Genomic DNA, 23235 nt, shown 5'->3' on the forward strand with positions numbered 1-23235 from the left:
CCCTACGTCCTGATTCCAGGCTTTTCGCGGTACTGACGATGAAACATGCAAGTCTGCGCCTGGACAAGCTGGCGCAAAGCTCTCAACGCCTGAACAAAGCCCTGTTGTTGCTCACCGGGCTCGCCTTGCTGCTGTCCAGCAGTTGCTATTGGGCAGTGTCGCGTTTGTTGGAAGCCGAACAGGAAAAGATCCAGTTTCACTTTGCCCGTGTGGTGGAAATCATCCATGAGCATGAGGCGTTTCTGCGCAATGTGGCCAGCGGCTACAGCCAGCGCAACTCGCCGCCGTTGCCGGCGGTGCAATCGACGTCGGTGGTGGAGGTGCAGCGCGACGCAGGGCAGGTGGTGTTGCAGGCCAAGGGGTTTGCGCTCTCGCTGCCGTTCACCTTGTCCCATGATCCCGGCTTATCGGCGGATGACACACGGCGCGCGCTGGCATTTGGCGTGCAATTGACCGACTACTACGGCGGATATTGGGCCAGCTCGTTTTATGCATCGCCACAGCTGTTCGTGCTCACCCCTGACAACCTCACCAGCCTAGCTGTGCCCGGCATTGGCGGCCTACGCCAGCATCAGCCGTTGTTGCCCGGACAGTACCGCGAGGTGGTCGGGCGCTTGCATGAATTGCAACAGCGTCAGGCCGCCTTGCTCAATGACAGCCGCGTGCGCTGGATGCGCGCGCCGTCGCAGCTGTATCACGACAGCCGCAGCGTGGTCGCCATGATCGGTCTTGATGTGCCCGGCGCTGTGTTGCCGGCTGCTCAAGGCCAGGGCTTGCTGGCCTTGGCGGCGGTGGTGGATACGTCCCAGGTCGATGAGTTCGAGCGGGTGTTGCGACTGTCGGTCTACAACCAGTTCACCCTGATCGCGCCCGAGGGCGACGTGTTGCTCGGCAGCCTCGGCGACGAACGGATGGCGCCGATGGGCTTGAGCTTCAGCCGCCAGGGCTTGCGCTTCAAGATGACCAGCGCGGGCGGTGAACGCTGGACCGGCTTGTACGCCATCACCTATCAGGACTTCCTGCGCTACGCCAAATGGCCGCTGCTCGGTCTCGGCCTCACGTTCCTCGCCGCCATGCTGCTGGGTTGGTGGATCAATCATTGGTACAAGACGCGCATCGTCATCCCGGCGCAGCGCGCTCAGGAGCGGCTGTTCGAGAGCGAAGCGTTCAACCGCATCATGCTCCACAACGCCCCGGCCGGGCTGTGCGTGGTGCGGCGCAGCGACACGCAACTGCTGCTGGAGAACCAGCGCGCCCTGCAATTGGGCGGCACCGCGTCCTTGCTGGCGGTACTCAAGGCCAACGACGGCGCCGACACCCCCGGCGAAATGTGCCTGGCGGTGGACGGCCGTTATTTGCAGGTTGTGGTGGTGGCCGCGCGCTACGAGGGCGATGACGTGTTTCTCTGCGGCTGCAACGACATCACGCGGCATGTGGACGAAGCCCAATTACTGAACCAGGCCCGCCAGGAAGCCACCGCCGCCAACGAGGCCAAGACGGTGTTCCTCGCGACCATGAGCCATGAGATCCGCACCCCCTTATATGGCGTGCTGGGCAATCTAGAGCTGATGGCCCTGACCGACATGAGCGAGCGCCAGCGTCAGTACCTGGAAATCATCCAGGGCTCGTCCACTGTGCTGTTCCAGTTGATCAGCAACGTGCTCGACGTGTCGAAGATCGAGTCCGGGCAAATGGCGGTGGAGGCGGCTGCCTTCGACCCCCATCAACTGGTGGACGAGTCGGTGCTGGCGTTCACCGCCACGGCGCGCAACAAAGGCTTGCAGATTGACGCCGAGATCGACCCGCAGGTGCCACAGCAACTGCGCGGCGATGCCGGGCGCATTCGGCAGATCCTGCACAACCTGTTGGGCAATGCGATCAAGTTCACCGACTCCGGCCGCGTGCGTTTGCGCCTCACCGTGCAACAGCTGTTCGAGCAGGAAGTCGCCTTGCAATGGCAAGTCACCGACACCGGCGTGGGCATTCCGGAAAAGGCCGTGGAACAGCTCTTCAAACCGTTCTACCAAGTGGCCGGCGGCCAGGATGGCAATGGCGCGGGCCTTGGGCTGTCGATCTGCTCGCGCCTCAGTGAATTGATGGGCGGCAGCATGCGCGTGGTCAGCGAACCGGGCCTTGGCAGCAGTTTTTCGCTGTTCATTACCTTGCCGATTCTCACTTCTGTACCCTCAGCCATCAGCCCGGCGCTGGCCTCGCCCTGTCTGGATGCGCCGTGCCTGAACGTGCGGGTGCTGGTGGCCGAAGACAACCCGGTCAGCCAGGCGGTATTGCAGGAGCAGCTCGAAGCGCTCGGGGCCCAGGCCACCGTGGCGCGGGACGGCGAGCATGCGTTGCAGATCTGGGGCTCGCAGCCTTTTGATCTGGTGATCACCGACATCAACATGCCGCGCCTCAATGGTTACGACCTGGCCCGCGCCTTGCGCGAACAGGGCGTGCAGGTGCCGATTATCGGCGTCACCGCCAATGCGTTGCGCGAGGAAGGCGAACGCTGCCTCGCGGTGGGCATGAATGCCTGGGTGGTCAAACCGCTGAGCCTGAGCATGTTGCGCCAGGCGTTGATGGCGCACTGCAGGCGCGCCACGGCCCTGACGACACCGGCGCCGGACCGCGACCGCGAAGGCTGGATCGAGCTGTCGCCGTCCATGCGCAAACTGATGGGCGAGACCCTGCTGGTCGACGTGCAACTCATTGAACAGGGCCTGGACGCCGGCGACTCCGATCGGGTGCGCCAACGCCTGCACAGCCTCAACGGCGCGCTGGCCAGCGTGCGCGCCGGGCTGTTGTCCAACGCCTGTCAGACATGGGAAAACACCCTCTACGATGGCCCGTTGGACAGCCATGCCACCACGCAGATCCGTGTGTTGTGCGCGCGCTTGACGGCCGTCGCGCAGTGCCTGCTGGCCGAGTCATCCACCTGATGAACGCCCCCTACAAGAGAGCTGAACCATGCGAGACATGAACGTCGTCATAGCCGATGACCATCCCATCGTGTTGGTGGGCGTGCGCGAAATCGTGCAGCGCGACGCCCGCTACCGCCTGGTGGGCGAGGCGGTCAGTTCGACGCAGTTGATCGAGCAGTTGCGCAGCCATCGGCCGCAAGTGCTGATCACCGATTTCAACATGCCCGGCGATGACACTTATGGCGATGGCCTGAAGTTGATCGAGTACATCCTGCGCCACTTCCCCGAGACCCAAGTGTTGGTGCTGACCATGATCTCCAACAGCCTGATCCTCACGCGTTTGCAGGAGTTGGGCGTGGCCGGCGTGATCCAGAAGAACCACCTGCACGGTGAAATCGAGAAAGCCCTGGGCGCCATCAGTGCCCAGCGCAGTTACCGGGCACCGATGCCGGCGGCGACGTCGGTGGTGGGCAACGGGTTTCAGGTGCAGGAGCGGTTCCAGAGCTTGTCGCCGCGGGAGATGGAGGTGCTGCGTTTATTCGTCACGGGGATGAGTGTCAGCGACATTGCCAGGCAATTGAGCCGCAGCAACAAGACCGTCAGCGCACAGAAGATCTCGGCCATGCGCAAGCTGGATGTGGACAGTGATCAGGCGCTGCTGACCTATTGCATCGAGGCCCGGCAGTTTCAGTAGGGGGGTTAGCGGTACGTCATCTGCATCAACAGCGTTGCGCTGTAGCTGCCCGCTTCGGGCAGTTCGCCCACGGTCACCGGCTTGACTCGTAGGGTCAGTTCCAATGGTTCTTTTTCCACCGTCCAGTTGCTGGTTTCTCCCAGACTGAAATCGGCCTTCGCGCTTTTATTCAACAGCCCCAGGCGCAGTCCCAGACCAGCGCGATTGGTGAGCAGGGTCTGGTTGTCAGCGCTGCCCAACCCCGCTGAAAACGTCAGGCTCACCTGGCTGTCAGCTTGGCAGTCGAAGATCAGCGGTACGTCGGTAGCGGCGACGCTGTCATCGACCAACTGGTTGAGGTTGGCGTCACCCAGTTTCAACTGTTGCGAGGTGGGAAAACGTGGTGTGCAGGGCGGCGCGATCAACTTGCCGCTGACATCGATCTTCGCCTCATCCGCCGGTTGCGCAACCGCCGTGCCGGTCACCGCCAGCAGTATCCAGATAAGCGCTTTCATAGGTAGTTGATGGTCATGACGATCGACGAGGTGAACGCGCCCGGCGTCAGGGTGCCTTGTGCGATCAGCTTCGCCTTGAGGCTGATGTCGACGTTGCCGCTCAGGTTGCTGTAGGCCTTGGCGGTGCCTTTGAGGTTGGCCACCGTATTGTCTGCCCACAACAGCGAAACGCCGAGGTTGTCGGCCGTGGTCTTGGCCACGGTGTCGGTGTGCGTGCCTTTGCTGGAAGCGAAGCTTACGTTCAGCGATGAGCCAGCCGGGCAGGTCATTTTCACGGGAACCGCTACGGTATCGGTGGTGCCGACCTGGTCGGTGCGCACATTACCGAATGCTGCCGTGAGGGAGGTGCCAGAAGTCAGTACGCAGGGCGGTCGGGTGAGGGTGCCGCTTACGGTGATATTCACGGTGTCGGCGGCCTGGGCGGCAGTGCCGAGCAGTACCAGGGCGAGCAATGACGTTTTCATGAAAGCCTCATTGGTAATTGATGTTCAGGGTGTATTGGCTCTGGAACGCACCGGCAGGCGATTTCCCAGCCTCCAGTTGCGGCTTGAAACTCAAATTCACGCTGTTGCTGCCGGCCCTCAGTTGCATCGCGCGCGGGCTGGTAAAAACCACCGGGTTGCCGCTGTCGGTCCAGATAGCCTGCATGTTCAGCCCCGCAAGCGTGGTGCGTGACACACCGGTATTGGCGCTGACCACTGACTGGCTCGGCGTCAAGGTCACGTTGGCGCGCATCGACGATGGGCAATTGAGTGACACGCTGGTCGACTGCGAAACGGCGCTGAGATTAGCGCTGCTGATAGTGCCGAATTTCAAGTTGACGGCGCTCGGAGAACTCAAGCTGCAACTGACGGCGCGGACGTTGTAGATGAATAGCCACTCATGGAACCATTCCGCATAGGCCTGCCAACCACCTGTAGAGGTCACGCCAAGCTTCACTCTCGCGGTGCGCCGGCCCGGCGTACTCGGGGCGGTTCCCACTACGTAGTACACGTAAGAAACCGAGCGTCCGGCGAGTATGGGCGCGCAAGTCCCACCCAAGCATGCGGCTCCCCAACTGCCCAGCGGCAGTTGAAGCATATAGGTGTTGCTATAGGGGTCCAGGACCTGCAGGTTAGCGGGGGACGTTCCGGAAATCGCCGTGATTTCCAAATTGGTACCTGCGCCAGACGGGTAGGTACGTACCGCTGTGCAGGTACCGCTGAATGGGACTTTCATCTCGGCTCCGGCGGCGAATTCGTAACCGTTGGATGGATAGCCCGAGAGAGAGCATTTTATGCTTCCACTGATGAAAGCCTGTGCTTGAGGCGACAGCCAACCCAGTACCACCAGTGTCATGAGCTTCAGCAAGCAGTTTCCAGGCTTGATTTTCATGATCATTACTTACGAATCCTTGGCACCCGACCCACCGGCCGCGCGCTCACATTGAATGTTCAGTTGTGTAATCCCACCCTCGGCAGGCCCTTTATCGTCCAGTTTCAATTCGCGGCTGCACCACGGCTGGTTATCCACGCTGATCAACAGGCGTGACTGCGCCGGTACGCCGCTCAGGTACGCACGGCCCTTGTCGGCCACCAGTGTGCTACCCAAAGAGCGCCCATCCGGGGCGAACAGTTCGGCCTTGGCGGCAAACGGTGCCGCTTCGCCGCGTGCATCGATGATGCGGAACAGAATGCGTTGGCCTTTGCGGGTCTCGAAGTCCGCCAGCACAAAGGCACCGCGATTCGGCGTGACCTCCTGCACCAGTTGGGCGATGTCGACGTCAGCCGGCATCGACTGGGTGTCCAGCGACATACGGTTCTTGCGGTAGGGCAGGGCAGACGGCACCACCGTGTAGCCATTGGCATTGGTGCGCACACCCCGCTTGTTGGCGATTCCCACGTCTGCGGCGCCGGGTGTGGCCACGATCACGTTGGTTTCGCCCAGAGGCTGACTGAAAATAAGATTGCGGTCATAGGCGACCACCGAGCCCTCGATGCCCATGTCCAGTTGCCGGCTACCGGAGGTCTCGTTATAGCCGCCGTGCACGATGGCGTTGGGCGCGTCATAGCGCGCGGCAAATGTGCTGCCCATCACGCGGTCATTGGAGTTGACTTGCTGCGACACGCCAGCGCTGTAGGCCAGGGTGTCGTCCTCCAGCGCATTGCCGCTCAACGTCGCCGTGCGCGAGGCCGTGCCCCGCGCGCTCTGGTTCGCGTTGACCGATACACGCTGGTTGCGTGTACCGCCCAGCGGCATGCTGATGCTCAGGGACAGCGTGCGGTCATTGCTGCTGTCCCCTTTGTTAGCGCTCAAGCCGAGTGTGTAGGAAATGTCCCCGACGCTGGCGCTGTAGCCCAGTTGAATCGAGGTGTCGGCATTGCTCTTGTCCCAGTAGTTGGTTTTCGTCACGTTGGCATACACACCGCCGTAGCTGCCCAGTTGCTGGGACACGTTGGCGGTGAAGTTGCTCTTCATATGGCCGCTGCGGTACATCTCCAGCGACTGCTCGTTGGTGCGGCTGTTGAGCGCCTCGTTGAACGAGTAGTAGCCGCCGGTGGAATAGCGATAACCGATCAGGCTGAAGTTGGTGTCGGTGGCCGCCAGGGCTTTGGAGTAGCGAAAGCGAAACGACTGGCCGCTGGCGGTGGTTTTTGCCGGGCCCATGGCTTCGCTGCGCGCGTGGGTCATGTCCACTGAAATCGCACCGAAACCGGCGAAGTCGTGGGCGAACCCTAGCAGGCCGGCGCTGTACTGATCACTCAGCAGGCTGCCGCCGAACAGCGTGGTGCCGCCGGCCAGGCCGCGCCGCAGGGACGCCTGGATAAAACGCGGGGTGTCCTGCTGCGTGGTCGCTTGCGCCGGGCGGTACTGGCCGGCGAATACCGAGTAGCTCTGTTGGCCCTCACGCAGCATGTAAGGCACCGACGAAAACGACTGGGTAAACACCTGGCGCTGGCCATCGGGGTCTTCCACGGTGACTTCAATGTCGCCATTGCTGGCGGTGGGGTACAGGTCGGTCAACGCGAACGGCCCCGAGGGCACCCACTGCTCATGGATCACGTAACCGCGCTGGCGGATGATCACCCGCGAGCGGCCGTTGGCGATGCCACGAATCACTGGCGCGAATTGGCGGGCCTGGTCCGGCAGCATGTCCATGTCCGAGGCAATGCCCAGCCCGCGATAGGGGATGGCGTCGAACAGGTCACCTTCGGTGGTGGAGTCGCCCACGGTGGCAATCGCCATCATGTTGCCCATGTTGCGCTGGGCGTAGGTTTCCATCGACTCCCAACGCCCGGTGTCGCCTGTGCCTTTCTGCCAGGTGGAGAAATTGCGCAGCCGCCAGGCTCCGGCGTTTATACCGCTGCGCAGGCTGCCGAACTGGTCCTGGCGGCTGCCGGTGTCGGACTCCACCGTACTCCCGGAAAAGCTGTAGTTGGTGAACGCTACTTGCTCGCCGTCACTCCACTGCCGGCGGCGTACTTCAAACGGGATGCTGCCCAGGTACGCTTGGGGGATCTCAATCGACAACACCTGGCGGTTGAAATCGTAGTCGTAGACCATCCCGGCCAGGCCTTGGTCGAACGCGATGCAGGTAGCGTCGGCGTCGCTGCGGTTTTGCAGGGCGGTATCGGCAACCCCTTGGCTACGAAAAAAGTCGGTATCCAGGCACGGGAAAAGCCCGGTGGAGGAGCGGTCCGACGTACCGCTGGCGCGAATAAAGCGTACATCGCGCTGCTCGACCGAATGCTCATTGACCAACACGTCTACCCGGTAAATCCCCGGCAACTGGCCTTCGCTCATGGCGCTGACCTGTTGTTTCACGGCGGCCGAACTCTGCCCGCCGCCGATCTCAAGGAACGACGCATCGAACTCGTAGCCAGCCTGTGCAGGGGCCAAATGCAAGGCCAAGGCCGCCGCGATCGGGCAGCCGAAAGCCTTCATGGCGCAACGGCGCATGAATGGGAGTGAACGGGGCATGGGCGTTCCTGAAATGGCGTTTCGAGGTTGGCGCTTGGGTATCAGTGAAGGCGGACGACGGGGGCGGTCACGACGCTGCCGTAGTCATCGATGTAGCTCATTTGCACTTCATCACCGGGCTTGGCCTGGATCGCTAGTTCCTGCTGTTGGCCGGGGCGCAGCACATCCGGTGCCTGGGTGATCGGCTGGCCGTTGAGCTTCAGCTCGCTGACCACAACATGGAATTTGGACGTGTTGTTGAACATCAGCGCGCCGGCATTGGCCTTCCAGTTCACTTGCGCCACCGCGTCCTTGAGTTCGCCTTTAAGGCCAGCGGGGCGGTAGAACAGCTTGATGGTGGTCTTGAGGGCGATCTGCAGCACGTTCTTGCCTTTCTGGTCGTCACTCATGGCCGGGATCGCCTTGACGTTCATCAGGAACAGGCTTTCACGGTCTTGTGGCACATCGGCGCCACCGGCAAAGATCACACGCAGGATGTTTTCCTTGTCGGCGTCGAGCCGGAACAGCGGCGGGGTGACGATAAAGCTGTCGACGCTTTCTTCGCTGGTGCCGCCGAAACGGCTGACCCAGGACTGCACCAGGTAAGGCGAGGTGTCTTCGCGGTTGCTCACATTCAGATTGGCTTCGTTGGAGGCGCCGTTGTAGATCAGGCGCGTGGCGCCTACGGTCACGGCGGCGTCCGCTGCTGCGACATGCCAGAGCGGTAAGAGCGCGAGTAAAAAATACAGTTTCAAACGCATGAGGGGAGACCTTTAAAAGTCCGTAGGCCGGCGCGGCGGCGCCAGGCCCACGGTGTTGACGAGCAATTACTTGTAGGTAACGTCGAAGCTGGCCAGGGCGTTGACTTGACCGGTGCCGATGCCGGACGTGGTCACTGCATCGTCGCCCGTGCCCGTAGTCACATCGGCGGCGGTGCGCACATAGGCGGCGGTGAAGTTGAAGGTGTTGGACATCGCTCGCAGGTCGTAGTCGGCGGTCGCGGTATTCAGTGGAACCGCGTTTCCGGTACGCGCGTCAGCGATCTTGATCGCGATACCTGTGACCTGGTTTTCACCGGTCAGGCCCAGCAGGGTGGAGTCGCTGGCGTCTTCCTGGCCGCTGAAGGTAATCGCGACGTTTTTCTTGGTCGCGGTGCTGCAGTTGTCCAGGCTGATCGAGAACGCTTTCGGCTTGGCGGTGGCGCCCACTGTTTTCCCGAAGTCAGCGATGCGCACCGGATCGAGTGTCACGGACTTGCTCTCGTCGCCGGTTTTGATGGTGCACGCGTTGTCGGTCACGGAACCGGTGAATTGGATCTGCCCGTCCGCAGCCTGTGCGGTACCGGCCAGCAGCCAGCAAGCGCCGCATGCGAGAGTGATTTGGCTCAGTTTGTTCAGCATTGCAATGCCCTTTACGAGATGGATGGTTGTCTGCTTACCCCCCTTGGGTAAGCCAATCCATAGTGCAATGCTGGGATTTGGAGGCACATGAGACAGATCTTAAAAGCTGGCCTACTGATGGCCGTTCGACCGGTGAGTCCATATCCGACGCCGGGCGTGATATTCTGCGCGCCGTCTTGGTCTAGTCTTTCCTTGGTACGTACATCCGTATACGTCCCAGCGGTTGACTGTCGCCCAGGTTGCTGAAGCCAATAAAGATAAAAAGTCAGCGCAGAAGGGACATAAAAGTGAGGTCGATACGTCGGCTTTGTGTGCCCACCCTGTGGCCTTCGTGTGAGTGTGCAAACCCCGCGGTACGTTGCCTGGCGTAGCGTGATTGAGGGTTGCCCATGATCAGGGGCAGTGGGGCGGATGGCGTTTTATCATAGGTGCTACTGATGTTTAAAAAAGTAAACACTGCCCTGCTGGGGCTGGCTTTGTCGCTGGGGATCACGTCCGTTCATGCGGAAGAGGCAAAGAAAGTCGATGTGCTGCTGATCGGCGGCGGCATCATGAGTGCAACCCTCGGTGTCTGGCTTAACGAGCTGGAACCGGACTGGTCGATGGAGATGGTCGAGCGCCTCGACGGCGTGGCCGAAGAAAGCTCCAACGGCTGGAACAACGCCGGTACCGGTCACTCGGCCCTGGCCGAGCTGAACTACACCCCGGAAGACAAGAACGGCAACGTTGAGATCCCGAAAGCGGTCGAGATCAACGAAGCGTTCCAGATCTCCCGTCAGTTCTGGTCCTGGCAGGTCCAGCAGGGCGTGCTGAAGAACCCTCGTTCGTTCATCAACACCACTCCGCACATGAGCTTTGTGTGGGGCGATGACAACATCAAGTTCCTCAAGAAGCGCTACGAAGCCCTGAAAGCGAGCCCGCTGTTCGCCGGCATGCAGTACTCCGAAGACCCGGCGCAGATCGCCAAATGGGTTCCGCTGATGATGGAAGGGCGTGACCCGAACCAGAAAATCGCGGCCACTTGGAGCCCGCTGGGTACCGACATGAACTTCGGCGAGATCACCCGCCAGTTCGTTGCTCACCTGCAAACCACACCTAAGTTCGACCTGAAACTGTCGAGCGAAGTGCAGGACATCACCAAGAACGCCGACGGTTCGTGGCGTGTCAGCTACAAAAACCTGAAAGATGGCACCAAGACTGAAACTGACGCCAAGTTCGTGTTCATCGGCGCCGGCGGCGGTGCACTGCACCTGCTGCAAAAGTCGGGCATTCCTGAAGCCAAGGAATACGCTGGCTTCCCGGTGGGTGGTTCGTTCCTCGTGACCGATAACCCAACCGTTGCCGAGCAGCACCTGGCCAAGGCCTACGGTAAGGCTTCGGTTGGCGCGCCACCGATGTCGGTTCCGCACCTGGACACCCGCGTGCTGGATGGCAAGCGCGTAATTCTGTTTGGCCCATTTGCCACCTTCTCGACCAAGTTCCTGAAAGAAGGCTCGTACCTGGACCTGCTGACCAGCACCACCACCCACAACATCTGGCCAATGACCAAAGTCGGTATTCGTGAATACCCACTGGTTGAGTACCTTGCTGGCCAACTGATGCTGTCCGATGACGACCGCTTCAAGGCGCTGCAAGAGTACTTCCCGAACGCCAAGCAATCCGACTGGCGCCTGTGGCAAGCTGGTCAGCGCGTGCAGATCATCAAGCGTGACGAAGAGCAGGGCGGCGTCCTGAAACTCGGTACCGAAGTGGTCAGCTCCGCCGACAACACCATCGCAGGCCTGCTGGGTGCATCGCCAGGCGCGTCCACCGCGGCTCCGATCATGCTGACCGTGCTGCAGAAAGTGTTCAAGGACAAGGTGGCTACTCCGGCCTGGCAGGAAAAGCTGCATCAGATCGTGCCAAGCTACGGCACCAAGCTGAACGACAGTCCTGAAGCCGTTGCCAAGGAATGGGCCTACACCGCCAATATCCTGCAACTGCCTACACCGCCGGTGATCCCGGCAATGGCTGCTCCCAAGGCGACCGAGGCTGCGAAGCCTGCGGCTGAGCCGAGCAAGCCGGCGTCTGATCTGGCGCTGTAAAAACAGGTAGGGCGCTGATTCAGGTCCAACTGTAAAAAAGCCCGCTGAACCGGTGACGGTCAGCGGGCTTTTTCATGGCCGTGAGAACAGTTCAGCAATCCGACAGACATCACCTGTTAAAAAAGTACCCAGGCCTTAGCAGGAGCGTGGCTCAAATACGGGGGCATTTTTTACTGGTGCAAGTGTTGGGCGTCAGCGCCCGAGGGGGTTATATGTTGCTACGTTACGCAGCATTGGCGGCCATGGTCGTTGCGGCATCCGGGTGTGTGCAAGAGCGTGTCGTGCATGAGCGTCGACCGCCACAACGTGAGTATGTCGAGGTGGTTGCGCCACAACCGCCACCGGTGCAGGTGATCGAGGTCGAGCCTGCGGTACGCGAAGGTTACATATGGTCGCGTGGTTACTGGCGTTGGGAAGGTGGGCGCTATGTTGCGGTACACGGCCATTGGGAGCCTGTGCGCCAGGGCTATCGTTATGTGCATCCGCATTGGGTGCAGCGCAATGATGGATACCACTGGCAGGTTGGTGGCTGGATTCGCTGAGCTTCGTCCTAAGAGGGCTTTTTCGTACCCAAGAGCCTGACTTCCCTTAACAGCGCGGCGCCGAGTTGATCGGTGCCCAACTCCTTGTAACCCACGGCTTTAACCTCACCGTTCTCTTCCGCCTGGATGATGATCACCGGTGTTTCCTTGCCGGTGGCTTCGTCGACGTGCATCGCGTACTGGGGAATATCCAGCTTGATCGGTGTACCCGCTGCCTTGCCCTTCACGTTGATCAGAAACGCCGCGCAGCCAATGTCGACATCTGTACTGGTGGCCGAACGGCCGCTGACGAAGCAGGTTTTCGGTAGCTCAGGCCAGGCGATATCGGCCAGGGCGAGGGACGGCGACAAGGCCAGGGCAGCAAGAAGAAACGAGCGCACGTGGGGCTTTCTCTCGATCAGGGGCAGAGGTGGTTTTTACCAAAGCCCGCCCTTCGCCGCAACGCGCGGGTTCAGGTCAGGCGCTTGATGCCCGCCACCTTGACCGCATTGAGGTCGAAGGTGGCGGTGTGTTCACAACCTTGCCGACGGGCCAAGGCGATAAAAACGATGACCGACCGGCCAGCCCCTTTATCTCACTGCACTACGCGATAACAAGGCACGTACGCCGCACCGCCCGGCAACTTCATGCGGTGCTGGGCGACGAACGCCTGCAACAGCTCATCCAGCGGCTTCATGATGGCCGGGTCGCCGTGGATCTCGTACGGCCCATGTTCCTCGATCAAGCGGATGCCCTTGTCCTTCACGTTGCCGGCCACGATCCCCGAGAAGGCGCGGCGCAGGTTGGCCGCCAGTTCGTGGGGTGGAAGTGCGTGGCTCAGTTGCAGGCCGGCCATGTTTTCGTGGGTCGGGTCGAACGGGCGCTGGAAGCCTTCGTCGATTTTCAGCAGCCAGTTGAAGTGGAACGCGTCGTTGCGTTCGCGGCGGAATTGTTTCACCGCCTTGAGGCCGACGGTCATTTGGCGGGCCACTTCGGCCGGGTCGTCGATGATGATCTGGTAGTGCGCCTGCGCTGCTTCGCCCAGGGTGGCACCGACGAAGGCATGCAGTTGCTGCAAGTACGGCGCAGCCTGTTTCGGCCCGGTGAGAATGACCGGGAAGGGCACGTCGCGGTTGTCCGGGTGCATCAGGATGCCAAGCAGGTACAGGAACTCTTCAGCCGTGCCGGCACCGCCTGGGAAGATGATGATGCCGTGGCCGACACGCACAAAAGCCTCCAGGCGTTTTTCGATGTCCGGCAGGATCACCAGCTCGTTGACGATCGGGTTCGGCGCTTCGGCGGCGATGATGCCCGGCTCGGTCAGGCCCAGGTAGCGGCCGCCGGTGATGCGTTGCTTGGCGTGGGAAATGGTCGCGCCCTTCATCGGGCCTTTCATCACGCCGGGGCCGCAACCGGTGCATACGTCGAGGCTGCGCAGGCCCAGTTCGTGGCCGACTTTCTTGGTGTATTTGTATTCTTCGGTATTGATCGAGTGCCCACCCCAGCACACCACGATCTTCGGTTCCACGCCCGGGCGCAGCGTGCGGGCGTTGCGCAATAGATGGAACACGTAGTCGGTGATGCCTTGGGAGTTGCTCAGGTCGATGCGCTGGCTGTCCAGTTCGTTCTCGGTGTAGACGATGTCGCGCAGTGCGCTGAACAACATCTCACGGGTACTGGCGATCATTTCACCATCGACAAACGCGTCGGCAGGCGCGTTCAACAGTTCCAGGCGCACGCCACGGTCCTGCTGGTGGATGCGCACTTCAAAGTCTTTGTAGGCGTCGAGGATGGTCTTGGCGTTATCGATATGCGCGCCGGTGTTGAGGATCGCCAGGGCGCACTGGCGGAACAGGGTGTAGATACTGCCGGTACCGGCTTCGCTCAGTTGCTGGACTTCACGTTGGGACAGGGTTTCGAGGCTGCCCTTGGGGCTGACGGAGGCATTGATGACTTGGCGTTGGGGCATTCTGATTCCTTGAAAGCACAGCCACCGCACCCGACGAGGCGCGATAGCTTGAGAATGGTGGGCGCCGTAAACGGTCGCACGAGCCGAATATTTACCTCAGGCGCGGGGCCCAGCGCAAATACCGTCCACCCCCATCATGCCGCAGAACTTACCGAATCAGCTTCCAGTTTTTGTAGAAAACCCGACGCAGGGTAACGGCCATCCCGCAAAACCCTGCGATCACGGCGTTGAGCAGCGACGGCATCACCGCAAAGGCGTGCGACCTTATGCAGGCTTTACATCGTTTTCAAGCCTTGCCAGCCTTGTGTGGATTGAATTTTGTAAACGGAAGATTTACGTCTATCGTGACGCTTCGGTTTTTCAGGCGTCATAGACCGGTACGATTGAAGTTGAATGGCCACCATTGGCCTTCGGCACCTTGGAAGAGGCAGAAATTTTTATGATCATCAAACCGCGGGTTCGTGGCTTTATCTGTGTGACCGCTCACCCTGTTGGCTGTGAAGCGAACGTCAAAGAGCAGATCGACTACGTCACTAAAAACGGCGTCATCGAAGGCGGCCCCAAGAAGGTGCTGGTCCTCGGCGCTTCCACCGGCTACGGCTTGGCCGCGCGTATCAGTGCTGCGTTTGGCTGCGGCGCCGACACCCTGGGCGTGTTTTTTGAGAAAGAAGGCGAAGAAGGCAAGCTCAGCTCCGCTGGCTGGTACAACAGTGCTGCGTTCGAGAAGTTTGCCGTCGAAAAAGGCCTGTACGCCAAGAGCATCAACGGCGACGCGTTCTCTGACGAGATCAAGCGCCTGACCATCGAAACCATCAAGAAAGACCTGGGCAAGATCGACCTCGTGGTCTACAGCCTGGCGGCGCCACGCCGTACCGATCCTAAAACCGGTGAAGTCTATAACTCCACCCTCAAGCCAATTGGCAAGGCTGTGACCCTGCGCGGTATCAATACCGACAAAGGCGTTGTGGTCGACACCACCCTTGAGCCTGCAACCCAGGAAGAAATCGACGGTACCGTGAATGTCATGGGTGGCGCCGACTGGCAGCTGTGGATCGACGCCCTGCGTGATGCGGACGTGTTGGCCGAAGGCGCCAAGACCACCGCGTTCACCTACCTCGGCGAGAAGCTGACCCAGGATATCTACTGGAACGGCTCCATCGGCGAAGCCAAGAAAGACCTCGACAAGAAAGTCCTGACCCTGCGCGACAACCTGGCCGCACTGAGGGGCGACGCCCGCGTGTCGGTGCTCAAGGCCGTGGTGACCCAGGCCAGTTCGGCGATCCCGATCATGCCGTTGTACTTGTCGCTGCTGTTCCGCGTGATGAAAGAGCAGGGCACCCACGAAGGCTGCATCGAGCAGGTCTACGGTCTGTTCAAGGACAGCCTGTACGGCAGCGAGCCGAAACTCGACGCCGACGGCCGCTTGCGTGCCGATCTGGCTGAGTTGGAGCCTAAGGTCCAGGACGCCGTTGCGGCACTGTGGGATCAGGTTACTGACGAAAACGTCAACGAGATCAGCGATTTTGCCGGCTACAAGGCGGAGTTCCTGCGCTTGTTCGGCTTTGAAGTCGATGGCGTGGACTACGACGCTGACGTGAACCCGACCGTGAAGATCAACGGTCTGGTCCAGGCGTAAGTGATGTGATTGACAGCGGTCTTGATAACCGGGTTATCAGGCCGCTGTCAGCTCTTTCTTGATTCAAGAAAGACGGTTTTTTGCCAGGGTAAAGTCGGACCGCCTGACAGTGGTCACTTCTTTCTCCCAGAGTGGATTCAGCGGTACGTGATAACCGCTGTCCTTGGCGGTCTTGATCAGTTCTGCCATTTCCCTACTGTCGCGGATGATGCTGATTTCGTTGAATCGGCCCAGTTTTGCCGGCAGGAAAAACGTCGCCGGGTAATTGTCGGCCACTTCCGTCGCCGGGCTGCCCGAGTCCGCATTGTGATGAACCACGCGCTCTCCCTCGCCTATCAACGTTTGATTGATGAGTTCTATCATCTGCTCTATCCGCGGTGTCGCATTGCCGAGGTGGGGATCTTCTTTCTGGTAGAAGTGCGCCGCACTTTCAAAGTCTGCGCGTAGCTCTTTCGGAACCTGCTTGTAGCGCTCAACTCGATCCCTGAAGACACGGTGGGCCACGTCCGGCACGGGGAGTTTGTCCTGTGGACCAAAGTCGCTGATGTGGGGCGCGATCATGTGCAGGTCGTAATCGGCGGTCAACGGTTTGCCTTCTGATTGCTTGGCCAGCACTTCGAGGGGCTTGCCCTGATGAGTGATGAGGTAGCTGTCACTTGAAGGCGACGTGCGATGGCCTTCGAATGTATACGACTGTTGACTGGGCCCGCAGGCGCTCAACTGCAATGTGCCGTCAGGTCCATGGGCTGCCAGTTGGGTTATCTGGCCGAGCTTGAGCAGCTCATCAATGCGCTGGCCCGAGAGTTTCAGAGGGGTTGCAACTGCATGGCCTTCCTGGATGCACGCCTGGATTTGCTCATTGGCCTTGGCCACTTTGGCCGGCGTTTTTTCAGCAAATTGCTCAAGCTTGCTGAGCGCCTGATCCGTACAGATAAAACCTGCCTGGGGGCCCCAGTTGGCGCTTTTCCCTTTGATATGGAAGTCCTTGGTGGGGTGCCCGGCTTCTATCAGGCCTGTTGCCACGGTTTCGACCGGGCGTACGCCAATGATGGAGTTGGTGATTACCGCGATGCCTTGCAAGGGGGCAAGATGGCTCGTCACGATGCCTGTTTGGTTTTTTACTTGGCCGACCAGATCGGCTGCGGGATCATTCGCGCCCTGGGCACGGTAGCTTTGCAGCGCATGAAGGCTGTGCGCGCAAGGGGAAATCACTGAGGAAATCATGCCTGTCATTGAAGTTTCTCCACGTATGTCTACTGCGAAGTTGAACGATTCCCTCCAAACGCCAGCTCCTTGAGTTGTCCGACCGACACTAAGGTGAAAGCGCCCTCAATCGCAGAGAACGAGTGTGACTGTCTGTGTGAAGTTGAACTCGCACAAGTCAGTTAAAACCGCGTACCGCACGGGAGCTCCGCTATTTCCCATCGCCGGGCCTGGTCGAATTCTCAGAGCGTTCCTACTCGCTCTTACATGCTCTTGCAGGTCGCAGGCATGCCAGACTGTGATGGTTATGTCGTTTCACACACGGGAGGACCCCATGACGATTCGCGCAGTAGTGTTTGATTTCGGCGGTGTGTTGTTCGATTGGAACCCGCAACACCTGTACCGCAAGCTGATTGCCGATGATGATGAGCGGCAATGGTTTCTCGAGAATATCTGCACCCAGGCCTGGAACACCGAGCAGGACGCGGGTCGGCCGCTGGCCGAAGCCACGCACGTTCTGGTCAATCAATTCCCGCACCACAAAACCCTGATCACGGCGTACTACGACCGCTGGCATGAAATGCTGCGTGGTCCGTTGCCCGAAGGCGTGGCGATTCTCAGGGCGCTGCATGCAGCCAACATGCCCTTGTTTGGGCTTACCAACTGGTCAGCCGAAACCTTTCCCTATGCCCGTGCCCACTATCCATTCCTGCAGTGTTTTCGCGACATCGTGGTGTCTGGCGAGTTGAAGCTGATCAAGCCCGATCCGGCGATCTACCACGCCAGCCTTAGTCAAGTTCGTGCCCATTTGCCGGATATCCAGCCAGGAGAAGTCGTATTTATCGATGATGTTGCCGGCAATATCGACGCGGCCATCGCCCTCGGCTGGCAAGGCATTCACCATGTGTCAGCCGAACAGACGGCGGCTCGGCTGAGGGAGTTGGGTGTGGGCTTCTAGCGCGCCCATTTCTCCATGGCGAAATCGACAAAGGCGCGCAGCTTTGGCAGGCGATAGCGGTCCTGGCCATACAGCAAGTGCATGGGACGGCTGGGCAGTTGGTAAGTGGTCAGCAACGCCACCAGCTTGCCGCTCTGCAGGTCGGGCTGTACCAGGGCGTCGGGCAGCATGACGATGCCCATGCCTTGCACTGCCGCCTGGCGCAGGGCTTGGGAGCTGTTGATGGTCAGCGAACCGGACACCGGGATTTCCACTTCGCCCTCTGCGCCGGTCATGCGCCAGAGCTTGTCGGCATTGCGCCAGTCGTCGGTGGATGGGTAGGCGAAGGCCAGGCAGTCGTGGTGCTGCAGGTCTACAGGCATCTGTGGCGTGCCACGCCGTTCCAGGTATTGCGGTGAGGCGCACAGGGTGATGGTGTAGTCCTGCATGGGGCGGGCGATCAGGCTCGACGGCTCCAGTTCGCCCAGGCGGATCGCCACGTCAAAGCCGCTGTCGACCATGTCCATACGCTGATTGCTGAGCACCACGTACAGTTTGATCAGCGGGTAGCGTTGCGAGAATTCGCTCAAGGCCGGCGCCAGGCGTTCGGTGCCGAAGGCGGGTGGCGCGGTGATGCGCAGGGTGCCTTTGGGAACGTCACTGTGGGCCTGTTCTGCCAATTGTTCGGAGTCGGCGACCAGTCCCAGCACTTCCAGGCAGCGCTGGTAATACTGGCCACCGAATTCCGTCAGGCTCTGCTTGCGCGTGGTGCGCTTGAGCAGGCTGACGCCCAGGCGTTGCTCCAAGGCGCGCAAATGGTTACCGACCATGGTGGTCGACATCCCACAGGCCTGTGCCGCAGCGGTCATGCTGCCGGTCTCCACCACTTTCACGTACACCGACATTGCCTGGAACAGGTCCATTATCAATCCCTGATTTAAAGTCATTGCAGGAAAGCACAGTTTATCCAGCTGAGGTGGCTAACGATACTTCCATCACCACAACCGGAGCCTGCCACCATGACCGCCGCCTGCCTGATGACCACCTACCAACCCTTGGCCTTGAGTTTTACCCGTGGCCTGGGCACACGCCTATGGGATCAGCAGGGCCGTGAATACCTGGACGCGGTAGCGGGTGTGGCGGTGACCAATGTCGGCCACTCCCACCCGAAACTGGTGACGGCTATCAGCGAGCAAGCTGGCCTGTTGCTGCATACCTCCAACCTCTACAGCATTGATTGGCAGCAACGGCTGGCCCAGCGCTTGACGCAACTGTCCGGCCTGGACCGCGTTTTTTTCAACAACTCCGGCGCCGAAGCCAACGAGACCGCGCTGAAACTGGCGCGGTTGCATGGTTGGAAAAAAGGCATCGAAGAGCCGTTGGTGGTGGTCATGGAGAATGCCTTCCACGGCCGCACGCTTGGCACCATGGCCGCCAGTGATGGGCCGTCGGTGCGCCTTGGTTTTCAGCGCTTGCCGGGGGATTTTCTCAAGGTCCGGTTTGGTGATCTGGCGGCCATCGAAGCACTCACCAAAACGTTTGGTACGCGGATCGCGGCGGTCTTGCTGGAGCCGATCCAGGGCGAAAGCGGCGTGCTGCCGGCGCCGCCGGGTTACCTGCAAGCGCTGCGCGATCACTGCACGCGCCACGGTTGGCTGATGATGCTGGATGAAATCCAGACCGGCATCGGTCGTACCGGCGCCTGGTTTGCTTTCCAGCATGAAGGCATCCTGCCGGACGTGATGACCTTGGCCAAAGGCCTGGGCAACGGTGTGCCCATCGGCGCCTGCCTTGCAAGGGCGGGGGTGGCCCAGTTATTCACGCCGGGCAGCCACGGCAGCACTTTCGGCGGCAACCCTCTGGCGTGTCGGGTGGGCTGCACCGTGTTGGACATTATCGAAGAGCAAGGCCTGTTGCAGAACGCTGCGCAGCAGGGCGAGCGCTTGCTGGCGCGGTTGCGGATGGAATTGGACGAACACCCGCAGGTAATGGCGATTCGCGGGCAAGGCTTGATGATCGGCATCGAGCTGACCAGCCCTTACCGCGAACTGGCCCAGCGCGCTGCCCAGGAGCATGGGCTACTGATCAATGTGACGCGGGGTAAGGTCATTCGCCTGTTGCCGCCGTTGACCCTGGATGCCAAGGAGGTCGAAATGATCGTGCGAGCCATCACCCGTTTATTGGATCAGGCCCATTGAGCCATTCCTGGTTCATTGTCTCTTTATCCCCCAGATACTCCAGCAACCACGCCATGGCCGGGGACAGCTTGTTCTGTGCCCAGGCCACGCACGACGGGCTGGCGGGGAAGGGCCGGGTCAATTGCAGCGCCACCAGTTCACCGCGTTCGATCCACGGCAACACCTGATGCGCTGGCGCCATGCCGACGCACAGACCATCACGCAGGCAATCGATGGCGGACGCCCAGTTCGGCACCACCAGCCGACGTTGGTTATCCAGCGTCCAGGTGTCGCGCTTGGGGAGGTTGCGTGAAGTGTCGGTCATGCACAGTGATGCGAACGGGCGCAGTTGGTCATCGCTGAGCAGCCCTTGCACCGCCGCCAGTGGATGCTTGGCGCTGACCACACACAACCAGTTCAACAACCCCATGTCGCGAAAGGTGAAGTGACTGGCCACCGGCACCGCGCTGGTGGCGCCGATCACAATGTCGGTGCGCTCATCGGCCAGGGCGTCCCACACGCCGTTGTACACCTCGTATTCCAGCAACAATTCCACCTCGGGGAACTGTCGATAGAAATCCAGCACCAACTGCCGGCAACGCTGGGGTTTGACGATGGAGTCCACGGCCACCTTCAACTGACCGCTCCAACCGTTCGCCACTTGCTGACACAGACGCCGCGTGCCGAGCATTTTTTTCATCACGCCTCGGGCTTCGTCTATAAATAGACGGCCCGCCGGGGTCAGCTCTACGTCGCGATGGCGCCGCACAAACAGTGGCACTGCCAACCATTCTTCCAGTTGACGCACCGTGTAGCTGATGGCCGACGGCACGCGGTGCAATTCCTGGGCGGCAGCGCTGAAACTGCCATGGCGTGCCACCGCATCGACTACATCCAGGGAGTATTCAGACCACATGGTGACTGCCTTCAAAATTATTGATAAGAGTGTCCAATTATTATCGCTTCACACAAAATCTGTCAGCCTCATAATGGCCGCCAGTCAGCAAATAGTTTGATGGCAAGATCTACAAGGCTTCAATGAAAAATTCTTTTGGTTTTACCTGGTACCTGGCGGGGCTGAGCATGCTCGGTTATCTGGCCATGGATATGTACTTGCCGGCGTTCGGCGCCATGGGCGAGCAGTTGCAGATTGGCGCTGGCGCGGTGGGGGCCAGCTTGAGTATTTTCCTCGCCGGCTTTGCGCTGGGGCAGTTGCTGTGGGGCCCGTTGTCCGATCGCCTGGGGCGCAAGCCGATCTTGCTCGCAGGCTTGAGTCTGTTTGTGCTGGGCTGCGCCGGAATGTTCTGGGTCGAGACCGCGTCTCAACTGCTGGCCTTGCGCTTTATGCAGGCCATTGGCGTGTGCTCCGCTGCTGTGAGCTGGCAGGCGCTGGTCATCGATCGCTACCCGGCCAACAAGGCTCACCGGGTGTTCGCCAGCATCATGCCGCTGATGTCGCTGTCGCCTGCCCTGGCGCCGCTGTTGGGCGCGATGGTGCTGAACCACTTCGGTTGGCAGGCGATCTTTGGGGTCTTGCTGGGCGTATCACTGCTGTTGCTGCTGCCGACCTTGTTCCTGCGCAGCGTGCCGAAACGGCAGATAGAAACTCCGACACGCCTCGGTTATGGGCAGTTGCTCACTTCCCGGGTGTTCACCGGCAACGTGATGATCTTCGCTGCCTGCTCCGCCAGTTTCTTTGCCTGGCTGACGGCTTCGCCGTTCATCCTTGGCGACATGGGCTACAGCCCGAATGACATCGGCCTGAGTTACGTGTTGCCGACACTGGCGTTTCTGGTGGGCGGCTACAGCTGCCGCAGCGCCTTGCAGCGTTTCCAGGGCAAGACGTTGTTGCCTTGGTTACTGGCGGCCTACTGCATCAGCATGGTGGCGCTGTATCTGGTTGCGACCATGACCGTGCCGACCCTCACCACCTTGCTGATTCCGTTCTGTCTGATGGCGTTGGTCAACGGTGCGAGTTATCCGATCGTGGTGGCGAATGCACTGATGCCGTTTGCGGAAAATTCCGGCAAGGCGGCCGCGTTGCAAAACACCTTGCAACTGGGCCTGTGTTTTCTCAGCAGCCTGCTGGTGTCTTCGATGATCGACCAACCGCTGCTGATCACCGTGATCGTGATGCTGGCGACCGCGCCACTTGCGGTGTTGGGCTACTGGCTGGCGCGGCCGAAGCACACGGCTTCGAAGCTGTCGCGCGTTTAGGCTGACAGTGCGGTCATTGTGAGAGGGGGCAAGCCCCTCCCACATTTTGACTCGGCTGGGTGAGTGGCTAAAACGTGATCTCCATATTCACCGTCGGTGTTGACGTGCGGCTACCCCGGCCGCCGTCCACACCGAATTTGTTGTGCCAGTACTCGTAACCCACCCCGAGGTACAGGTTCGGCTTTACGCTCTTACCCGGTCGTACCGCCACCATCAACGCGGTGCGCATCAAGGCTTCCGGCGCAGTGTCACGGCCATGGTAGTCCTCGCCTTTTTCCCCGACGTAATTGATAAAACCCTGGAATTTTGCCGCGTGGTTGGCGATTTCGAATGGGCGCATCCAAGTCAGGTTAAGCATGTAGGTGTCGTCGAAGGTGTGGTTCGACTCCTGCGCGCCGGGGATGCCGGTGTGATTCTTTTCCTTGTAGTACATCAGGCTCAGGTCCAGCACGCCCACGGTGTTGAACTTCAAGGTCGGGCCGAGCACCAGCGCACGCTTTTTGGCCGAGGCGAAGTTGTTGTTGCGGTTGGCATCAAAGCCCAAGGTCAGCGCGTAATCCTTGATCAGCCCGGTGCCCAGCGGCACATCAAATACGCGTGAGGCGTACAGCTGATGCCGATACACGGCGTACACCTCGCTGCCACCGTGATCAGTGCCCTTGCGCGGGTCGCGGCTGTCGGACAGGAACACGTCCAGGTTCAGGAAATTGCTGCCGTACTGGTAGCCGCTGGCGTGGGTGAAGCTGTAGATGCGCTTGCTGAATTCATCGGGGTTGTTCGGGTTGGTGAACTGCTGGCCGTAGCGAAAGCCTGCGCTGTTGTTCATCCATTCCACCGCGACAGCCTCCCCGCCGCCGAGAAGGGTGAGTGCAACGGTGGCGCCCTGTAATACCTTTTTCATGGTCCTGGTCCTTTGGCGTTCTGGCTCATCACGGCCGGATTGTTTTTGTAACGCCGGCGGAGGGTATCTTGTTCGATTGATTGTATACAACTCTATGGACATCTAGTCCTAACATTGCATACAGTGGCCGCACAACAAAAACAGA

General features: G+C 60.2%; 20 protein-coding genes and 1 pseudogene. 8 read left to right on the forward strand and 13 right to left on the reverse strand.

What is annotated here, in order from left to right:
• Window positions 1–38 precede the first annotated feature (38 nt).
• A complete protein-coding gene (locus CFE47_RS15470) occupies window positions 39–2936 on the forward strand; it encodes a hybrid sensor histidine kinase/response regulator (protein ID WP_181643965.1) in 2898 nt (965 codons plus the stop codon).
• Window positions 2937–2964: 28 nt separating this feature from the next.
• A complete protein-coding gene (locus tag CFE47_RS15475) occupies window positions 2965–3612 on the forward strand; it encodes a response regulator (protein WP_032888855.1) in 648 nt (215 codons plus the stop codon).
• A 5-nt stretch (window positions 3613–3617) separates the two neighbouring features.
• Here the strand turns inward: CFE47_RS15475 and CFE47_RS15480 are convergent, their stop codons facing one another.
• The 6 genes from CFE47_RS15480 to CFE47_RS15505 form a co-directional block, all read right to left on the reverse strand.
• Entirely contained in the window at window positions 3618–4106 is a 489-nt protein-coding gene (locus CFE47_RS15480; RefSeq protein ID WP_181643964.1) for a fimbrial protein, read from the reverse strand.
• Window positions 4103–4570: a fimbrial protein gene (locus CFE47_RS15485; RefSeq protein WP_032888859.1), complete on the reverse strand. Its 468-nt coding sequence runs from the start codon at window positions 4568–4570 to the stop codon at window positions 4103–4105. The genes CFE47_RS15480 and CFE47_RS15485 overlap by 4 nt, the downstream gene beginning before the upstream one ends.
• A 7-nt stretch (window positions 4571–4577) precedes the next feature.
• On the reverse strand, window positions 4578–5486 hold the full coding sequence (locus tag CFE47_RS15490) for a fimbrial protein (protein WP_241089438.1): 909 nt from the start codon (window positions 5484–5486) through the stop codon (window positions 4578–4580).
• Window positions 5487–5489: 3 nt separating this feature from the next.
• Window positions 5490–8066 carry a fimbria/pilus outer membrane usher protein gene (locus tag CFE47_RS15495; RefSeq protein WP_286838231.1) on the reverse strand — a complete coding sequence of 859 codons (2577 nt, stop codon included), beginning with the start codon at window positions 8064–8066 and terminating at the stop codon, window positions 5490–5492.
• A 41-nt stretch (window positions 8067–8107) separates the two neighbouring features.
• On the reverse strand, window positions 8108–8806 hold the full coding sequence (locus tag CFE47_RS15500) for a fimbrial biogenesis chaperone (RefSeq protein ID WP_286838234.1): 699 nt from the start codon (window positions 8804–8806) through the stop codon (window positions 8108–8110).
• 66 nt (window positions 8807–8872) lie between these two features.
• Window positions 8873–9445 (reverse strand): fimbrial protein, encoded by a 573-nt coding sequence (locus CFE47_RS15505; RefSeq protein ID WP_032888865.1) that lies wholly within the window; start codon window positions 9443–9445, stop codon window positions 8873–8875.
• Between the two features lie 437 nt (window positions 9446–9882).
• On the opposite strand from CFE47_RS15505, the gene mqo reads away from it, so the two are divergent.
• Together mqo and CFE47_RS15515 are read left to right on the forward strand one after the other, a co-directional pair.
• Window positions 9883–11529, forward strand: coding sequence for a malate dehydrogenase (quinone) (gene mqo / locus CFE47_RS15510; RefSeq protein ID WP_032888867.1), 1647 nt, complete (start codon window positions 9883–9885; stop codon window positions 11527–11529).
• Between the two features lie 212 nt (window positions 11530–11741).
• Complete coding sequence (locus CFE47_RS15515; protein ID WP_095184329.1) at window positions 11742–12071, forward strand: YXWGXW repeat-containing protein; 330 nt, start codon at window positions 11742–11744, stop codon at window positions 12069–12071.
• An 8-nt stretch (window positions 12072–12079) separates the two neighbouring features.
• Here CFE47_RS15515 and CFE47_RS15520 read toward each other — a convergent pair whose 3' ends face one another.
• The 3 genes and pseudogenes from CFE47_RS15520 to CFE47_RS15530 all read right to left on the reverse strand — a co-directional run.
• The gene (locus tag CFE47_RS15520; RefSeq protein WP_181643538.1) at window positions 12080–12451 is read right to left on the reverse strand and encodes a hypothetical protein; all 372 of its coding nucleotides are present in this window, start codon (window positions 12449–12451) and stop codon (window positions 12080–12082) included.
• Between the two features lie 194 nt (window positions 12452–12645).
• Window positions 12646–14019, reverse strand: coding sequence for a nucleotide 5'-monophosphate nucleosidase PpnN (gene ppnN, locus CFE47_RS15525; RefSeq protein ID WP_032888871.1), 1374 nt, complete (start codon window positions 14017–14019; stop codon window positions 12646–12648).
• A 148-nt stretch (window positions 14020–14167) separates the two neighbouring features.
• Window positions 14168–14266 (reverse strand): annotated as a pseudogene (locus CFE47_RS15530) (aspartyl/asparaginyl beta-hydroxylase domain-containing protein); the annotation flags it as partial.
• 192 nt (window positions 14267–14458) lie between these two features.
• Between CFE47_RS15530 and fabV the strand changes: the two are divergent.
• Window positions 14459–15655, forward strand: a complete 1197-nt coding sequence (gene fabV, locus CFE47_RS15535; RefSeq protein ID WP_181643539.1) for an enoyl-ACP reductase FabV — start codon at window positions 14459–14461, stop codon at window positions 15653–15655.
• Between the two features lie 63 nt (window positions 15656–15718).
• On the opposite strand, the gene CFE47_RS15540 is transcribed toward fabV, so the two are convergent.
• A complete protein-coding gene (locus CFE47_RS15540) occupies window positions 15719–16888 on the reverse strand; it encodes an anthrax toxin-like adenylyl cyclase domain-containing protein (protein WP_122755762.1) in 1170 nt (389 codons plus the stop codon).
• Window positions 16889–17192: 304 nt separating this feature from the next.
• Between CFE47_RS15540 and CFE47_RS15545 the strand changes: the two genes are divergently transcribed.
• Window positions 17193–17816 carry an HAD family hydrolase gene (locus CFE47_RS15545; protein ID WP_181643540.1) on the forward strand — a complete coding sequence of 208 codons (624 nt, stop codon included), beginning with the start codon at window positions 17193–17195 and terminating at the stop codon, window positions 17814–17816.
• On the opposite strand, the gene CFE47_RS15550 is transcribed toward CFE47_RS15545, so the two are convergent.
• Window positions 17813–18718: a LysR family transcriptional regulator gene (locus CFE47_RS15550; RefSeq protein WP_181643541.1), complete on the reverse strand. Its 906-nt coding sequence runs from the start codon at window positions 18716–18718 to the stop codon at window positions 17813–17815. The genes CFE47_RS15545 and CFE47_RS15550 overlap by 4 nt on opposite strands.
• A gap of 96 nt (window positions 18719–18814) precedes the next feature.
• Between CFE47_RS15550 and CFE47_RS15555 the strand changes: the two genes are divergently transcribed.
• Complete coding sequence (locus CFE47_RS15555) at window positions 18815–19993, forward strand: acetylornithine transaminase (RefSeq protein ID WP_095184182.1); 1179 nt, start codon at window positions 18815–18817, stop codon at window positions 19991–19993.
• Here the strand turns inward: CFE47_RS15555 and punR are convergent.
• Window positions 19965–20888: a DNA-binding transcriptional activator PunR gene (gene punR / locus CFE47_RS15560; protein ID WP_095184183.1), complete on the reverse strand. Its 924-nt coding sequence runs from the start codon at window positions 20886–20888 to the stop codon at window positions 19965–19967. The two genes, CFE47_RS15555 and punR, sit on opposite strands and share 29 nt — an antisense overlap.
• A 122-nt stretch (window positions 20889–21010) precedes the next feature.
• On the opposite strand from punR, the gene punC reads away from it, so the two are divergent.
• Entirely contained in the window at window positions 21011–22189 is a 1179-nt protein-coding gene (punC, locus tag CFE47_RS15565; RefSeq protein ID WP_181643543.1) for a purine nucleoside transporter PunC, read from the forward strand.
• A 67-nt stretch (window positions 22190–22256) separates the two neighbouring features.
• Here punC and CFE47_RS15570 read toward each other — a convergent pair whose 3' ends face one another.
• Window positions 22257–23090: a nucleoside-binding protein gene (locus CFE47_RS15570; RefSeq protein WP_181643544.1), complete on the reverse strand. Its 834-nt coding sequence runs from the start codon at window positions 23088–23090 to the stop codon at window positions 22257–22259.
• Window positions 23091–23235: the final 145 nt, after the last annotated feature.

The sequence above is a fragment of the Pseudomonas sp. PGPPP1 genome (assembly GCF_002255865.1).
Lineage (GTDB): Bacteria > Pseudomonadota > Gammaproteobacteria > Pseudomonadales > Pseudomonadaceae > Aquipseudomonas > Aquipseudomonas cremoris.

Excerpts from the sequence above, each read along its gene's own strand:
- CFE47_RS15470 (WP_181643965.1), top strand. The coding sequence starts at position 39 with ATGAAACATGCAAGTCTGCGCCTGGACAAGCTGGCGCAAAGCTCTCAA.
- CFE47_RS15475 (WP_032888855.1), top strand. The coding sequence starts at position 2,965 with ATGCGAGACATGAACGTCGTCATAGCCGATGACCATCCCATCGTGTTG.
- CFE47_RS15480 (WP_181643964.1), bottom strand. The coding sequence starts at position 4,106 with ATGAAAGCGCTTATCTGGATACTGCTGGCGGTGACCGGCACGGCGGTT.
- CFE47_RS15485 (WP_032888859.1), bottom strand. The coding sequence starts at position 4,570 with ATGAAAACGTCATTGCTCGCCCTGGTACTGCTCGGCACTGCCGCCCAG.
- CFE47_RS15490 (WP_241089438.1), bottom strand. The coding sequence starts at position 5,486 with ATGATCATGAAAATCAAGCCTGGAAACTGCTTGCTGAAGCTCATGACA.
- CFE47_RS15495 (WP_286838231.1), bottom strand. The coding sequence starts at position 8,066 with ATGCCCCGTTCACTCCCATTCATGCGCCGTTGCGCCATGAAGGCTTTC.
- CFE47_RS15500 (WP_286838234.1), bottom strand. The coding sequence starts at position 8,806 with ATGCGTTTGAAACTGTATTTTTTACTCGCGCTCTTACCGCTCTGGCAT.
- CFE47_RS15505 (WP_032888865.1), bottom strand. The coding sequence starts at position 9,445 with ATGCTGAACAAACTGAGCCAAATCACTCTCGCATGCGGCGCTTGCTGG.
- mqo (WP_032888867.1), top strand. The coding sequence starts at position 9,883 with ATGTTTAAAAAAGTAAACACTGCCCTGCTGGGGCTGGCTTTGTCGCTG.
- CFE47_RS15515 (WP_095184329.1), top strand. The coding sequence starts at position 11,742 with ATGTTGCTACGTTACGCAGCATTGGCGGCCATGGTCGTTGCGGCATCC.
- ppnN (WP_032888871.1), bottom strand. The coding sequence starts at position 14,019 with ATGCCCCAACGCCAAGTCATCAATGCCTCCGTCAGCCCCAAGGGCAGC.
- fabV (WP_181643539.1), top strand. The coding sequence starts at position 14,459 with ATGATCATCAAACCGCGGGTTCGTGGCTTTATCTGTGTGACCGCTCAC.
- CFE47_RS15540 (WP_122755762.1), bottom strand. The coding sequence starts at position 16,888 with ATGACAGGCATGATTTCCTCAGTGATTTCCCCTTGCGCGCACAGCCTT.
- CFE47_RS15545 (WP_181643540.1), top strand. The coding sequence starts at position 17,193 with ATGACGATTCGCGCAGTAGTGTTTGATTTCGGCGGTGTGTTGTTCGAT.
- CFE47_RS15550 (WP_181643541.1), bottom strand. The coding sequence starts at position 18,718 with ATGGACCTGTTCCAGGCAATGTCGGTGTACGTGAAAGTGGTGGAGACC.
- CFE47_RS15555 (WP_095184182.1), top strand. The coding sequence starts at position 18,815 with ATGACCGCCGCCTGCCTGATGACCACCTACCAACCCTTGGCCTTGAGT.
- punR (WP_095184183.1), bottom strand. The coding sequence starts at position 20,888 with ATGTGGTCTGAATACTCCCTGGATGTAGTCGATGCGGTGGCACGCCAT.
- punC (WP_181643543.1), top strand. The coding sequence starts at position 21,011 with ATGAAAAATTCTTTTGGTTTTACCTGGTACCTGGCGGGGCTGAGCATG.
- CFE47_RS15570 (WP_181643544.1), bottom strand. The coding sequence starts at position 23,090 with ATGAAAAAGGTATTACAGGGCGCCACCGTTGCACTCACCCTTCTCGGC.